Source organism: Desulfosporosinus meridiei DSM 13257 (genome assembly GCF_000231385.2).
GTDB lineage: Bacteria > Bacillota > Desulfitobacteriia > Desulfitobacteriales > Desulfitobacteriaceae > Desulfosporosinus > Desulfosporosinus meridiei.
Window position 1 is genome coordinate 713,679 of the sequence record NC_018515.1, and the last position, 14,855, is coordinate 728,533.

The window sequence follows — 14,855 nt, forward strand, 5'->3', positions numbered from 1 at the left end:
TCCATATGGATATACAGTTAACTATCAACGACATAGCGCTTAAAGTACCGGAAGGAACGACTATTTTAGAAGCCGCTAGAACCGTAAACATTGATATTCCAACTTTATGCTACTTAAAGCTTAACGAAATGCACTATAATAACAATATTGCTTCCTGCCGTGTCTGTGTCGTTGAAATAGAGGGACGACGCAATTTGGCCTCCTCATGTTCAACTCCGGTTTCCAGCGGAATGGTAGTCAGAACAGACTCATTGCGTGCTATCCAAGCCCGAAGAGCAATGGTTGAACTGCTTCTCTCCGATCACCCAAAATCTTGTTTAACTTGTGCTAAAAACCAAGATTGTGATCTTCAATCCCTCGCCTCAGAATTAGGAGTCCGCCATATCTCTTATGAAGGTGACGAATCTGAGTTTGAGATCGATACGTCAAGTTCTTCCATTGTTAGAGATCCTAACAAATGCATCCGCTGTCGCCGTTGCGAGACGATGTGCAACGATGTTCAGACGGTAGGTGTTTACTCTGCTGTAGGCCGCGGCTTTGAAACCGTCGTTAAAACAGCTTTTGATTTACCCCTTAGTAAAACTGCTTGTACCTTCTGCGGACAATGCATTGCAGTATGTCCTACGGGTGCATTAACAGAACTAGACCAGGTTGACAAGGTTTGGAAGGCTCTCAACGATCCCAATCAATTTGTTGTTGTACAAACAGCACCAGCTGTACGAGTTGCTTTGGGTGAAGGGTTTGGACTAGAACCGGGGACGATTGTAACAGGTAAAATGGTTGCTGCGCTTCGAAGGCTTGGTTTTGACAGAGTCTTTGATACAGATTTTGCGGCTGACTTAACAATTATGGAGGAAGCAACAGAGCTTGTTCACCGCATACAACATGGCGGACGCTTGCCGCTTCTTACGAGTTGTTGCCCTGCCTGGGTCAAATTCTTTGAACATCAATTTCCGGATTTATTGGACATTCCTTCAACTTGTAAGTCCCCGCATGAAATGCTAGGAGTCTTGATTAAAAGTTATTATGCGAAGACTTTAGGCATTGACCCTAAAACTATCACAGTAGTCTCAGTTATGCCTTGTGTTGCTAAGAAATATGAAGCGGCACGTCCGGAACTTTCCCAAGGAGCAGAAACTGCCGACGTGGATATTGTGATCACGACCCGGGAACTTGCGCGTATGATTCGAGAAGCCAGCATTCATTTTGACAATCTTAAAGAACAAGAGTTCGATCATCCTTTAGGGGAATCGACAGGAGCCTCAGTAATTTTTGGAACGACTGGCGGAGTTCTCGAAGCTGCCTTAAGAACAGCCTACGAGGTACTCACCGGAGAAACCCTAGAGAAAGTAGAATTTGAGGTTCTACGGGGAATGGATGGACTCAAAGAAGCCGTTGTACCAATTGCTGGTCGGGATTATCGGGCTGCAGTTGTTCATGGGTTAGGAAATGCTCGAACAATTCTAGAGAAAATCCAAGCCGGCGAAAGTGATTATGATGTAATAGAAATCATGGCATGTCCGGGAGGATGTATCGGTGGTGGCGGACAACCCTATCACCATGGAAATTTAGAAATCCTATCCTCACGGGCAGAAGCATTATATCGAGAGGATCGCGCCAAACCTTTAAGAAAGTCCCACGAAAATCCAGCTATTATTGGTCTCTATAAAGATTTCTTAGGTGAACCTTACGGAGAAAGAGCACATAAATTACTTCATACCAGTTATGTGGCACGGAAAAAAATCTAGATACTTGTAAGAGTGTAAACAATAACAAGAGGAGTAAGCGTCATATTGATGCTTACTCCTCTTTGCTAGTGCGCCACCCCTGGCTCTAAACTGGCTATTTTGTTGGATGAATTTCTCTTTTTTCTTGCCACGGCAAAAATGTAGTCTCCAATCGGCGAAAAGCAAAGTCTAATGATAAGCCGACAAGCCCAATCACCAGAACCCCACCAAGCATCAAATCTGTCTGAGCCATTTCACGGCCCTCCTGAATCAGATAACCAATACCCTGAGAAGAACCTAGTAGTTCTGCCGCTACTAAGGATCGCCAACAATAACTCAGGCCCAGCCTCATACCGACAAAGACAGAAGGAGCGGCTGATGGAAGATATACTTGGGTTATTAGGCCCCAGCGAGAAAGACCATAAATGTAGGCTACTTCTTTAAGTTCTGTATCTGTACTAGCAATGCCGTGTAAGGTATTAAGAAAGATTGGGAAAAAGGCTGAGTACATAATAATGGCAAACTTCGAGGTCTCATCAATGCCCAACCAGAGGATAAACATGGGAATCCAAGCAATAGCCGGAATTTGTTGAAAAAAGCTCAGGCTGGGTGATAAAAAACTACGTACCCCTGGCAACAGGCCGAGCAGGAAACCGAGTGGAAGAGCCAGACAGAGAGCCAGGGTAAAGCCGATAACAACACGGTATAGGCTGGTGCTTATATGCTTTATCAGCAGACCATTACTAGCGATGGTTAACAGACGATCCCAAATCTGAGAGGGCGGGGGAAGGAGATAGCCGTTCAGCCTGCCCAAGGCACTGAGAATTTCCCAGATTACTAAAATAATCACGGGAAGAGCTAATCCTTGAAACAGTGTTATCAAAAACCTCGTCCTCATTGAGTTAGTTAAAGCTCCCCTCAAAGTTTTGGGCTTTTTTCGAGGAGTGTTTGAGGAAGCCTTCATAAAAACCTCCATGAATTACGTTGTGGGTAGGTAACTTGGATCAACTAAGTCCTCAACAAGTTTATTAATGTCGACATCAGGACGGATCATTCCTTCCTTTTGCAAAAAGGAAGCGGATTCTTGCAAGTCGGACTTAACATCATTAAGGCTTATGTCAAAGTTAAACGCGGGATAAAGGTTTTTTACGCCCTTTATATCAAGTTGATTTTGCGTTGCGGTAATTGAGAATGCTTCTTCAAGGTTTGTTTTGCTCCAGTCGACGGAGGCTTTATGAACTTTTAAGAAGCGTTTTACTAGTTCGGGTTGGGTCTGGGCAAATTCGCTGCGAACAGCAATTACGGTCAAGCCGGAAATTAGTCCTTCTGCTGTGCGTAATTTTTTAACCTTACCTGTAGCAATGGTTTTGGAAAGGAGTGGTTCAGGCAGAATTGTAGCATCCACCTGACCTGTTGCAATAGCTGTAGCTGCGGCATTTGAATCCATATTTACAAGTTCTAGATCCTGAGTTGTCAGATTTACTTCTGCCAGGGCTCGAATTAGCATTTCATGAAGCATAGTCCCTTTTTGTAGGGCGATTTTCTTTCCCTTAAGGTCGGCAATAGTGCTTATAGATCCATTAGGAGTTACAACGAGACTTATTCCTTTGGGAAAGCGAGAGTAGGAGGAAATGACTTTGATATCATTCCCGCTAGCTTTTGCTAAGATAACAGAAACATAATTGAGACTATTGGAAAAATCAAGTGATTTACTAGCTAAGGCTTCTAATTGATTGCTTGGGGCCGGTATATCGTGCCATTTAAATTCTATACCGTCTTTCGCAAACTCCTCTTCAAACATTTTCTTTTCCTTAGCGACAACTGAAGGGATGTTGATAGGCCGGGAGACATAGGAAGCGTTTATTTCTTTAGGTTTATCCGGTGGGGTTTGATTAGAAGAACTTTGAGTTGCACAGCCAATTAGCAAGGTTGTGCATAAAAGGAAAATAAGTAATAGTTTTGAACGAAACATAATTAAACCACAATCCTTTTTGTTAAACTTGAATTATCCTATTTTTAGGTTATTAATAGTTTAACACACCTAAGGTACATGAAGAGTAAAATTACAAAGAAATTTAAAGTAAATTAAATATTCAAATTTTATCCTATAAGCTCTGTGTTTTTTATAGTAAGTAATTAGGAGAATAAGGTTCATGACTATAATGCTGTCCAGGCTCGTATCGATTCTTTCAGAATTGAAAAGTTCCTGAATCAGCAATAATAAATCCTGATTCTTTTGGAGGCTATCTAAAGAGGAAGGTGTCTATTAAGTTATTGACATGGATAATGTATATGGTATCATAGGAGTGAGTAATCACTCATGTTATTAGTAAATTATCTTTAGTTCTTTGGAGGGGCGTCATGAAATCAATTCGTCAAACAGAACAATTGGAGAAAAATAAGAAGAAAACCACAGAAGAGCGGCGTCAAGATATCCTTGAGGCAGCGTTAAATATTTTTACTGAAAAGGGTTATAATGGCTCTACAACGGCGGAAATTGCCAAAGCAGCTGGAGTTGCAGAAGGAACCATCTTTCGTCATTTCGCTACCAAGAAGGAATTATTAATCGCTGTTCTCAAACCAAAAATCCTTACTGGGATTATATCTCTTGATAAGGAACAAGAAGATCCGGTAGAATTCTTTCGCTGTTTTTTAAAGAATCGCTTGGAGTTAATCAAAGAAAACGATGGTCTTGTCCGTTTTATGTTTGCTGAAGCTCAGTACCATGATGAAGTCAGAGAGGCCTTATCGAATGGGATTTTAGGAGATGGTATAAACATCGTCAAACCTTGGTTTAATAAGGGCGTTGAAGAGGGGGTTTTTAAACCGATCCCATTTCCGGCTATGATGCGGAGTTTTATGGGGATGGTTTTGTTTTATGGGATATTCAATCATGTTTTCCCTGGATTTTCGCCGGAAAAAACCATTGATGAGGCCGCCGATCAGATTCTTGAGCTTTTCTTAAATGGTTTGCTTATCAAATAAGACGTAAGTTAGATGAATTAGAAGTTATTGGGAGTATTGATTAGCTAAGTTAAAGGAACAGGAGGAGAAAAAATGAAAAAAAAGGCAGTAGTTGTAATCATTGTTATAGTTTTTATTGCCCTGTCGGTCTTAGGGGATCGCTATTTAAACCGTTCTGCAGAGTCGAACCTGTTTTCTGGGACGATTGAAGGAACTGAACTTTCGGTGCAGCCGGAGTTGGGTGGCAAGATTGTTGAATTATTAGTGAGTGAAGGTCAGGTTATTAAAACTGGAGATATTATTGCTAAGCTAGACGACAGTCAGGCGAAGATTTCCTTGGATACTGCCAAGAGCCAACAAACCCAAGCACAAGCTAAACTTAATGATCTTTTAGGCGGAGCGAGGGCAGAGGAAATAAAACGGCTTGAACATCTGGTAAGCCAGGCTAATGCTAATCTTTTAGCATTAGAACCCAATCTTAAGTTTGAGGAAGATAATCTGTCAAGAAATCAAAAACTCTATGAGAGTGGTGCTATCAGTCAACAGATTGTAGAAGCTCAGCAAAATAAAGTCGCAACCCTAAAGGCCCAATATCAAGGGGCCCAAGAGAGTGTTAAGGTAGCCCAAGCTGGTTTAGATCAGGCACTTGCCGGGTATACTCAACCCACCATTCAGGCTCAGAGAGCGGCGGTTGATATTGCAGCTCAGTCCGTTAAAACCGCAGAACTAGGTATAAATAAGCTTACTATTAAGAGCCCCGCTGATGGTCAGGCTCTCTATAAAAATGTCGAGGTAGGCCAAGTTGTCAATCCTGGCACAACCCTGGTAACGATACTAAATCCTAACGACTTGTGGATTAAAATATATGTACCTGGAGCGAAGCTTGGTGAGATAGAAATGGGCGAAACTGTTGCTATTATAGCTGATGCTTACCCTGATAAAAAGTTTAAGGGAAAGATTCAATATATCAGTAACCAAGCAGAATTTACTCCAAAGAATGTGCAGACAAAGGAAGAACGGACGACCACCGTCTATTCAGTAAAAATAGCTGTTATTGAAGGTCAAGACCAGCTGAAAGCAGGTATGCCGGCAGATGTAACCCTGGAGTAAAGGAGTGAGGGCAAAATGAATTTAGCAATTGATTGCCAGGGTCTGGTTAAACGGTTTGGTTCGTATACAGCTGTTCGAGGAGTAAGCTTTCAACTTCCTGCCGGAGCTATTATGGGTTTTGTTGGACCCAATGGGGCAGGAAAGACAACGCTGATCCGAATGTTATGTGGAGTCTTGGTTCCTACTGAGGGTAAAGCTACAGTACTTGGTTATGACGTTCTGACTCAATCAGAAGAAATCAAACAGCGCATTGGTTATATGTCGCAAAAGTTTAGCCTCTATGACGATTTAACCGTAAAAGAGAATCTAGACTTCTATGCAGGGGTTTATAGTTTACACGGAAAAAGGGCACAGGAGCAGAAGGCACGGGTTATTGAACGGATTGGCTTGGCAGAGCGTACGACTCAGCTTGTATCAGCCCTCTCCGGTGGATGGAAGCAGAGAGTAGCGTTGGCTTGTGCTTTACTGCATAGTCCCCAGCTGCTCATATTAGACGAACCTACTGCAGGTGTAGATCCGGTTTCACGGCGTATTTTTTTAGATTTAATTCATCAGTTAGCTAAAGAAGGAATAACCATACTCGTCAGTACCCACTACATGGATGAAGCAGCAACTTGTGATTACCTAGGGTTTGTTTTTTATGGACGGTTGATTGCCTTTGGATCACCCGACGAAATGAGAGAGAAAGAAGCGAAGGATAGTTTAGATGATCTCTTTATCTATTATGTAGAAAACGAAGCCTTAGATGATCCTCGTAATCAAGCCCTCAAGAAAGGGGGAAGAGGTTAATGGGGAGATTTTCCTGGGTGCGCTTTTTAGCAGTACTAAGAAAAGAATTCCTTCATATAAGAAGAGATCGTGCCAGTTTAATTATGGCTATTGCTATGCCTATCGGAATGCTGCTCCTATTTGGTTATGCCGTCAATACGGATGTCGATCACTTACCCACAGTTGTTTGGGATCAATCGCAGACTGCCGATAGCAGAGAGCTTATTACCTCAATGCGAAATACCCAGTATTTAAATCCCGATAATTTTGTTCAAGGCTATCAACAGATTGAAGGTTATTTGGATAGCGGGAAAGCTCGGGTAGCAGTTATCATTCCGCCTGACTTTGGTAAAGAATTACAGAAGGATAATGGACAGGCCGATGTACAGATTTTGGTCGACGGGTCTGATCCCACTGTGGCACGAGCAGCTATGTCAGCTGTTCAAATGCTGGGGCTTAATAAATCCCTCGAGATTCAGGGGATACGTCTAGCCGCTAAAGGTGCAGCGGCAGGGACGAGCATGCCCTTAAATGTCGAGACTAGAGTTTGGTATAATCCGGACATGAAGTCCATGGTCTTTAACATTCCAGCCTTAATTGGATTGATCTTGCAAAATGTTATCGCTATGTTAACCTCGTTTTCTATTGTGCGGGAAAAGGAGCGGGGAACCATGGAACAAGTGGTCGTAACCCCTATCCGTTCTCTTGAGTTGTTATTGGGTAAGCTGCTTCCCTTTGTGTTCATAGGATTTGTCTCTTTAACCTTAATTTTAGCTACGGGAATTTTTTGGTTTGGAGTTATACCATCAGGAAGTATCCCACTGCTAGTACTGTTATCAACGATCTTCTTGTTTACGATTCTTGCCATTGGGCTCTTAATATCCAGTGTTGCTAGGACTCAGCTGCAGGCAATGCAAATGACGTTTATTTTGATATTACCTTCGATTCTATTGTCAGGATTCATCTTTCCTCGGGAAACCATGCCGACTTTCTTAAAGATCTTAGGTGGATTATTTCCCTTAACTTATTTTCTGGAAATTGTGAGGGGAATCTTCCTTAAAGGAGTAGGAATGGAGTATCTTTGGCAGGATACCCTTATATTGTGTGCCTTTGCAATTATTTTAGTGGGAATCGCTGCTAAGAAGTTTAAGAAGAATTTAGATTAGCGAGGGTGTGATATTGCTCCGGTCACCCACGGCACCGTCGCTAGCGCCCTTGATTCCGAAGCGAGAACGGCAAACTTCAGGGTAGTACCTGGAGTGAACCCGTGCCGTTCTGGCACTTCGGAATCGAAGGGCGCTTGACGCGACTCAGCCTAAAGGGTTCGCTGCGCAATATCACACCCTCGGGTCTAGAGTATTCATATCGCTTTACCCCATCCTGTAAAGGAGAAGGAGGGACAGCGCAGACCAATCTACTATGCAACTTCGGGATTTACAAGTCAAGTTATTTGGCGGAGCTGATTCGTTAAGGGCGGATGATTACTTTAAGATTGGCCAAAGAAATATCAAGGCAGTTCGAGAGACTCTGTTAGGTATGAACTTAAAAATTCTCGATGAGCAAATTGGGGGATACTTAAGTAGAAGTATTACAATGAGTGTGTCTACAGGTCAAATAGAGATTAAGACACTGCCAATTAATTGTTAAGGGAATGCTGTAAGGTTAACATGAACAGATCTTTCCTTTATTCATAACGGAAGAAAGTTGGCTAATTCAAAAAGCCTGTCATTAGATTTCTAACGACAGGCTTTTTGAATTAGCTTTCCATTTTAGTTTTTATGCGCTCTATAGCTTTCACTGTATTCTCACGAGTACCAAAGGCTGTTAAGCGGAAATATCCTTCGCCATTAGCTCCGAATCCGGCACCAGGGGTTCCGACTACATTGGCTTCTTTCATGAGCTTGTCAAAAAACTCCCAGGAACCCATGTTTTTTGGCGTTTTCATCCAGATGTAGGGGGCGTTGATTCCGCCGAAGACTTCATAGCCTGCTTCGGTTAAACCTTCTCGGATAATTCGGGCATTTTCCATATAGTAATCGATGGTTTCTTTTACTTGCTGTTTCCCTTCCGGGGTATAAATTGCCGCTGCAGCTGCTTGGACCGGATAAGATACTCCGTTAAACTTTGTGGTTTGTCTTCTCAGCCAGAGCTTATTTAAGCTATGTGCCTTACCTTCGGAGTCATAGACCATGACTTCTTTTGGGACGACGGTATATGCACAACGTGTTCCAGTGAAGCCCGCTGTTTTAGAAAAGCTTCGGAACTCTACTGCGACTTCACGGGCACCCTCAATCTCGAAGATTGTGCGAGGGACGCCTTCTTCACGTATAAAAGCTTCATAAGCAGAGTCATAAAGGATTATCGATTTATTTTCCCGGGCGTAATCTACCCACTCTTTTAGTTCCTCTTTGGTTAAGGTCATTCCAGTCGGATTGTTAGGGAAGCAAAGATAGATCATATCTACATGGGTTGTGGGAAGAGAGGGTTTCATTCCATTTTCTTCCGTACAAGGAAGGTAGATAATGCTTTCGTACTGCCCCTTTTCCCCATTGAAGTTCCCTGTTCGTCCTGCCATAACATTGCTATCCACATAAACCGGATAGACTGGATCTGTTACTGCCATGATATTACCTATACCAAAGATTTCTTGGAAGTTTGCTGTATCGCTCTTAGCTCCATCACTGACATAGACTTCATCGAGAGAGAGGTCTACTCCACGAGGTCTATAATCATTTTCAATAATTTTTTCTATTAAAAAATCATACCCTTGTTCAGGTCCATACCCTCTGAAGGTCTCAGCCTTCCCCATTTCATCTACCGCTTTCTTCATTGCTTCAGTGACTGCAGGAGGAAGTGGACGGGTTACATCCCCAATACCTAATCTAATAATATCTGCATTTGGGTTTTCGCTTTTAAATTGATTAATTCTGCGAGCGATTTCCGAGAATAGATAACTTCCTGGTAACCTTTGATAATTTTCGTTCATTAGTGCCATAACTTGATGAAACTCCCTTCTTGAATCTCCAATAGCTTTAGATCAGAGTATTCTCAAATAGTTAATATTTAATAATTATAGCATAATTTAATTAATCATTCAGGCTAACACGGCTAAAGCGCCTTGGAAATACAATATTATACTTTATGAGTATACAGTCTACGTGATAAAATAAGAAGGCATGCATTGATGAAAACGTTAAAGGAATAGTTCTTTTTAACTTACTTAATAAGTGTGTTAAAAGGACCGTCCCCTTAACACTTAACATAGAATGGAGTTGTTAATATGCCAATACCATCCATACGTCTTGAAAGTCTTGGTGCGTCTGTTTTTACGGAAATGGATAATTTAAAAAGAGAATTAGAGAAAGATGGGAAGAGTCTAATTAATTTAAGTATTGGAAGTCCTGACCGAGCTCCATCCCCTGAAATTCGCCATGTGTTGAGTCAAGCTGTTCTTGAAAAAGACCAATATGGATATACCCTAACTCGTGGGACGGAGGAATTCCGCAAAGTTTGTGCCCAGTGGTACCAGGATCGATTCGGAGTTATTCTAAATCCTGAAACAGAGGTATTGCCACTTATGGGGTCTCAGGATGGTTTAGCTCACATTTTTTTGGCTTATATTGATCAGGGAGATCTGGCATTAATTCCTGATCCCGGATATCCTATTTATACGGCTGGTCTAATGCTGGCAGGAGGGAAAAAGATTGCGATTCCACTTTTAGAGGAGAATGGATTTTTACCAGATTTAAAGCAGATAAATCCTGAACTGGCTTATAAGGCTAAAATTATGTTTTTGAACTATCCTAATAACCCTACTGCGGCAGTAGCGAATTTGCCTTTTTTCGAAGAGGTTGTTGAGTTCGCAGAAAAATATGATCTTCTCATCTGTCATGATGCCGCCTATTCCGAATTAGCTTTTGGGGGCTTTAAGCCTGTAAGTTTTCTTCAAGCCCAGGGGGCAAAAGAAGTCGGAATAGAATTTCATTCTGTTTCCAAGACGTACAATTTAGCAGGAGCAAGATTAGGGTTCGTAGTAGGCAATGAAAGTGTCATTGGTACTCTTTCTCAACTCAAATCTAATATTGACTATGGTGTCTTTGCACCGGTACTGGCTGCAGGTGCATATGCTCTTTGCAATGGACAAGGCTCGATTGTAGAGAATCAGAAGGCTTATGAAAGACGACGGGATATCTTAATTGAGGGTTGTGCTTCAGCGGGATGGAAAATGCCAATACCTCAAGGCTCAATGTTTATCTGGGCACCTGTGCCTACAAAGCAAGATTCGGTATCCTTTGCCATGGATTTAGCTAGAGACGCTGGTGTAATTGTAGTGCCAGGGGTAGCTTTTGGTGAGCATGGCGAAGGTTTTGTAAGAATTGCAATGGTTCAAGATGAGGAAGTTCTGCAGGAAGCTGTACTGCGGATTCAGCAGTTTTTAAATAGGAAGATTAATTTATAGACTACTGAATCTCTTCTCTATCTCTTTTGATTAGGTACATTATAATCAATAATTGGCGATATGACGTCCTGTCATGTCGCCTTTGACTTACTTATGGGGGGTATAATTATTATAGATCTACAAAATGAAAAAAATTAAAGGAAAATAAGATTTATTGTCGAAAAAGTATAAACAAATATTTGTATATGAGATTTCTCACGCCCATTGGAGCAAGTAAGGCCAAGGGGGGTACTTTGTATATATCATTACAGATGAATCGGTGGAGAAATTATACTGCTAAATGTCTATCTGCTAGGGATTCGTAGGTAGACATTTTTTTCTTCGAATGATTGGAGGGATATTACTTTAAATAACTGTCTGTCTTTATGCTATAGATGGTATAGCTGTTATTGTAATAATCATTATATAGAATGGAGAGGAAGAGGTTGTTCAAAAGATTGTTTAAGATTTCTAATGTTAGTGGGAAAACAATGATGACTATTCTCCCCTTGGTATTAGCAACTCTGGTGGCCATGTCTGTAGTTAGTTATAAGTATTCAGAAAATCTTCTAAAAAACGAAATCCAAAATAAAATGACTGCTCAGTTGAATGGAACGATTACGGATATTGAAAAACAATTAACCGCACATGACACCTTACTTCAAGGCTTGGCTCGCACAGTTGAATCTGTTGGCAATGGTATCACTACTGACCAATACGCAAGTTTATTACAGAAAATCATCACTGCTAATAGTGTGACATTTGGAGCGGGTGTTTGGTTTGAACCCTATGCCTATAATAAGGAAACTCAATACTTTGGCCCCTATGTCTATAAGGACAAGGATGGTAAAGTTATCTTTACGAATGAATTTGCAGACCCCAAATATGATTTCCCTACTAAACCTTGGTATACAATAAGCAAAGGTATAACGGAGAAATCGATCTGGACAGATCCGTATTTTGATGAAGATTTAAAAACAACAATTTTAACGGATAACGTGCCATTTTATGATAACAATGGGAACTTTAAAGGAACGATTACCGGTGGAATTGATTTTATAACTCTGCAAAAGGTAATAGGTGATATTCACTTAGATATTGAATCTAACATCTATCTTTTAAATAAAGAAGGTAAGTACTTAGCAAACCCAAATCCTGATAAGATCATGAATATTAAAATCACTGAAGAAGAGAACCCTAGCTTGCAAGAAGCGGCAAAAAACATGATGGTTGAGAAGACGGGTACCTTTAGTTACAACGACCAAGGGGCAAGGCAGGTTTACTACGCAGAGGTTCCAAAGTTTGGTTGGATTCTGGCGATCGATGTTCCTGAAAGTGAGCTATTAGCTCCGTTAAAGGATCTGTTAAATAGGATGATAATTGTGATCGGGCTGGCAATTGTGGTTACCGGAACAGCGCTATTCTTATACAGTCGGTTTATCGTTAACAATATCAAAATGGTCAATAAATTTGCTTCTGCTATAGTTCAAGGGGATCTGAGCCAAAACATGGTGGTTCGCTCCAGTGATGAGTTTGGACAAATGACCGAGAATCTTAACAAGATGATGAAGAATCTTAAAGGAATTATTGAAGGAGTTGTTAATAGCTCCCAGCAATTGGCGGCCTCTTCAGAAGAATTGACGGCTAGTGCGGATGAGGGCAGTAGAACCACGGAACAAATTGTTTACTCTATACAAGAAGTTTCTGATGGGGTGAAACAAAAACTGACAGGTGTTGATGCTACCATAGATTCAGCTCAACAGGTTTCGGTTCATATGCACATGATTACTCAGGATATCCAAAAGGTTACCGAAGGTTCACGAAAGACCTCTGAAATGGCTGCAACAGGAAATAATGTCGTTAGAAAAGCTGTCGATGAGATGCAAGCCATTGAAATCAAGGTCTCAGAGGCAGCTGATGTAGTCAATAGTCTGGGCGGAAAATCCGGAGAAATCGGTCAAATTGTTGCTTTGATAACCAACATTGCCGCTCAAACCAACTTGCTTGCTCTGAATGCAGCTATTGAAGCGGCAAGGGCAGGAGAACAAGGAAGAGGGTTTGCTGTAGTTGCTGAAGAGGTAAGAAAGCTTGCGGAACAATCAAGTGATGCTGCCGGAAAAATCAGTGGACTAATTGGGGAAATTCAAAAAGAGACGACCAAGGCAGTCCTGACTATGAAAGATGGAACTGCTGCCGTGCACGAAGGAATAACAATGGTTAATTCAGCAGGAGATGCGTTTCAAGAGATATTGCAAGGGGTCAACGATTTTTCAAAACAAGCGCAAGTGGTTGCCGATGTAATTCGGCAGGTTGGAACAAATACCGAGACTATTGTTTCATCGATTTTAGATGTAGCCAATATTCCTAAAGAAATTGCAGGCAGCCTTGAGAATGTAGTAGCAGGGACAGAAGAGCAGAGTGCATCTATGGAAGAGATACGTAGATCCGCGACCTCACTGGCTCAGATGGCAACGGATTTTCAAAGCAGCGTTACAATGTTCAAGTTATAATGCAGTATACAGATTACTTTAGCTGTACAGTTATATTCTAAATAGAAACAAATACCATAAATTCCGGACTCAAAGTAGGTGACACCGTTTGCTAAAGCGGTGTCTTTTTTTAACTACAAAAACATTCAGTAAGTAAATTTTAATTTTAATTACTATGGATTTTCAAAGGAGCGTTGATGTGGTTTAAAAACTATGAGTAATATGGTAAAATACTCTTGAATAATTGTTCGAATTCAAATGTTTTTCATAGCATATTGAATGTTATAAACACCCGCTTTTTAAGTGGGTGTTATATATCTGGGGGAAAACTTTATTGATGCTTGTCAATTAAGAGTACTGTTTATGCCACAAGTGTTTTAACCAGAAATTCTGTTACAAGGGGGAGTCTAATGACTTCAATAAATCCGTTTTACGAAAAGAAGTTAACTTGTCTTTTCTGTGGTTCCTCATTTAATACCCAGAAAGTGCGTTCGCGTTTTGCAGTTCCGTATAAAACTGACAGTGATTTTTGTCCGCATTTTCGAGAAGGCAATTACAATCCGCATTTTTATTATGTCAGTGTCTGCCCGGAATGTGGTTTCGCATTTTCTGAAGAATTTTCAGATCAATTTCCTTTAGGTACTAAGGAAATTATTAATTCCCACATAGCTAAGCATTGGACTAAGAGAAACTTTGGTGAGGCTAGGGATTTTCAACAAGCATTGGAATCCTATAAATTAGCCATCCTGTCCGGTACTCTTAAGAGAGAAAAAAATGCTGTTTTGGCCGGTCTTAGCTTGCGTTTGGCCTGGCTATATAGAACTGCTGATGATAAGGAGCAAGAAAAGCGTTTCCTCGGCTTGGCACTGAAGGCTTATGAAGATTCCTTCCTTCACTCGGATTTTGTGAATACTTCCATGTCAGAAATTAAAGTGCTATTTATGATTGGGGAAATAAGCCGCCGCTTAGAACAATACAAAAAGGCGGTTTTATATTTTGGGAAGGTCATCCAACATAAAAACGCTGATGAGGAACCAAAAGTAGTTAGATTTGCGAGAGAACAGTGGAGAGAAACCACAGACGAGCTGCGAAAGGAGACGCCAAAAACCTAATCAAATCCGAGACCCCCACTTCTTGTAAGTGGGTGTTTCCTTATTCTGCGCCACGCATCGGGTTAACTAAACGGTGGGGCAGAAGCTCAATCGGAGCCTTGAGTTTACTTGTCAGATTAAGTTAAAGCTGTGGAGGGAGAGTTTAGGTCCTTCACGGCTTGTTTATTATATAAATATCTCTCATGTTAAGAAGAGTGGAGATTTTATTCAGTTGGAGAACAATGGTATAATGAGTGAATGTTATTAT

The 14,855-nt window shown here is 41.1% G+C and carries 12 protein-coding genes; 9 read left to right on the forward strand and 3 right to left on the reverse strand.

What is annotated here, in order from left to right:
• Positions 1-5: 5 nt before the first annotated feature.
• Positions 6-1,748: an NADH-dependent [FeFe] hydrogenase, group A6 gene (locus DESMER_RS03305; protein WP_014901644.1), complete on the forward strand. Its 1,743-nt coding sequence runs from the start codon at positions 6-8 to the stop codon at positions 1,746-1,748.
• Between the two features lie 94 nt (positions 1,749-1,842).
• Here DESMER_RS03305 and DESMER_RS03310 read toward each other — a convergent pair whose 3' ends face one another.
• On the reverse strand, positions 1,843-2,610 hold the full coding sequence (locus DESMER_RS03310) for an ABC transporter permease (RefSeq protein ID WP_242831045.1): 768 nt from the start codon (positions 2,608-2,610) through the stop codon (positions 1,843-1,845).
• Between the two features lie 96 nt (positions 2,611-2,706).
• Positions 2,707-3,699 carry an ABC transporter substrate-binding protein gene (locus DESMER_RS03315; RefSeq protein WP_014901646.1) on the reverse strand — a complete coding sequence of 331 codons (993 nt, stop codon included), beginning with the start codon at positions 3,697-3,699 and terminating at the stop codon, positions 2,707-2,709.
• A gap of 389 nt (positions 3,700-4,088) precedes the next feature.
• On the opposite strand from DESMER_RS03315, the gene DESMER_RS03320 reads away from it, so the two are divergent.
• The 5 genes from DESMER_RS03320 (at position 4,089) to DESMER_RS03340 (ending at position 8,216) form a co-directional block, all read left to right on the forward strand.
• On the forward strand, positions 4,089-4,712 hold the full coding sequence (locus DESMER_RS03320; protein WP_014901647.1) for a TetR/AcrR family transcriptional regulator: 624 nt from the start codon (positions 4,089-4,091) through the stop codon (positions 4,710-4,712).
• 72 nt (positions 4,713-4,784) lie between these two features.
• The gene (locus tag DESMER_RS03325; RefSeq protein ID WP_014901648.1) at positions 4,785-5,801 is read left to right on the forward strand and encodes an HlyD family secretion protein; all 1,017 of its coding nucleotides are present in this window, start codon (positions 4,785-4,787) and stop codon (positions 5,799-5,801) included.
• A 15-nt stretch (positions 5,802-5,816) separates the two neighbouring features.
• Positions 5,817-6,590, forward strand: a complete 774-nt coding sequence (locus DESMER_RS03330) for an ABC transporter ATP-binding protein (RefSeq protein ID WP_014901649.1) — start codon at positions 5,817-5,819, stop codon at positions 6,588-6,590.
• Complete coding sequence (locus DESMER_RS03335; RefSeq protein ID WP_014901650.1) at positions 6,590-7,735, forward strand: ABC transporter permease; 1,146 nt, start codon at positions 6,590-6,592, stop codon at positions 7,733-7,735. Before DESMER_RS03330 ends, DESMER_RS03335 begins: the two co-directional genes overlap by 1 nt.
• 253 nt (positions 7,736-7,988) lie before the next feature.
• Positions 7,989-8,216: an archease gene (locus tag DESMER_RS03340; RefSeq protein ID WP_042333325.1), complete on the forward strand. Its 228-nt coding sequence runs from the start codon at positions 7,989-7,991 to the stop codon at positions 8,214-8,216.
• Positions 8,217-8,325: 109 nt separating this feature from the next.
• Here DESMER_RS03340 and DESMER_RS03345 read toward each other — a convergent pair whose 3' ends face one another.
• Complete coding sequence (locus DESMER_RS03345; RefSeq protein ID WP_014901651.1) at positions 8,326-9,564, reverse strand: LL-diaminopimelate aminotransferase; 1,239 nt, start codon at positions 9,562-9,564, stop codon at positions 8,326-8,328.
• 285 nt (positions 9,565-9,849) lie between these two features.
• Here DESMER_RS03345 and DESMER_RS03350 point away from each other — a divergent pair, with 285 nt between their 5' ends.
• The 3 genes from DESMER_RS03350 to DESMER_RS03360 all read left to right on the forward strand — a co-directional run bounded on the left by DESMER_RS03350 (position 9,850) and on the right by DESMER_RS03360 (position 14,608).
• Positions 9,850-11,028, forward strand: a complete 1,179-nt coding sequence (locus DESMER_RS03350; RefSeq protein WP_014901652.1) for an aminotransferase class I/II-fold pyridoxal phosphate-dependent enzyme — start codon at positions 9,850-9,852, stop codon at positions 11,026-11,028.
• 425 nt (positions 11,029-11,453) lie between these two features.
• Positions 11,454-13,517, forward strand: a complete 2,064-nt coding sequence (locus DESMER_RS03355; protein WP_014901653.1) for a methyl-accepting chemotaxis protein — start codon at positions 11,454-11,456, stop codon at positions 13,515-13,517.
• Positions 13,518-13,906: 389 nt separating this feature from the next.
• Positions 13,907-14,608 carry a DUF2225 domain-containing protein gene (locus tag DESMER_RS03360; protein ID WP_014901654.1) on the forward strand — a complete coding sequence of 234 codons (702 nt, stop codon included), beginning with the start codon at positions 13,907-13,909 and terminating at the stop codon, positions 14,606-14,608.
• The last annotated feature ends 247 nt before the right edge of the window (positions 14,609-14,855 follow it).

Excerpts from the sequence above, each read along its gene's own strand:
- DESMER_RS03335 (WP_014901650.1), top strand. The coding sequence starts at position 6,590 with ATGGGGAGATTTTCCTGGGTGCGCTTTTTAGCAGTACTAAGAAAAGAA.
- DESMER_RS03360 (WP_014901654.1), top strand. The coding sequence starts at position 13,907 with ATGACTTCAATAAATCCGTTTTACGAAAAGAAGTTAACTTGTCTTTTC.
- DESMER_RS03320 (WP_014901647.1), top strand. The coding sequence starts at position 4,089 with ATGAAATCAATTCGTCAAACAGAACAATTGGAGAAAAATAAGAAGAAA.
- DESMER_RS03305 (WP_014901644.1), top strand. The coding sequence starts at position 6 with ATGGATATACAGTTAACTATCAACGACATAGCGCTTAAAGTACCGGAA.
- DESMER_RS03330 (WP_014901649.1), top strand. The coding sequence starts at position 5,817 with ATGAATTTAGCAATTGATTGCCAGGGTCTGGTTAAACGGTTTGGTTCG.
- DESMER_RS03315 (WP_014901646.1), bottom strand. The coding sequence starts at position 3,699 with ATGTTTCGTTCAAAACTATTACTTATTTTCCTTTTATGCACAACCTTG.
- DESMER_RS03350 (WP_014901652.1), top strand. The coding sequence starts at position 9,850 with ATGCCAATACCATCCATACGTCTTGAAAGTCTTGGTGCGTCTGTTTTT.
- DESMER_RS03340 (WP_042333325.1), top strand. The coding sequence starts at position 7,989 with ATGCAACTTCGGGATTTACAAGTCAAGTTATTTGGCGGAGCTGATTCG.
- DESMER_RS03325 (WP_014901648.1), top strand. The coding sequence starts at position 4,785 with ATGAAAAAAAAGGCAGTAGTTGTAATCATTGTTATAGTTTTTATTGCC.
- DESMER_RS03345 (WP_014901651.1), bottom strand. The coding sequence starts at position 9,564 with ATGGCACTAATGAACGAAAATTATCAAAGGTTACCAGGAAGTTATCTA.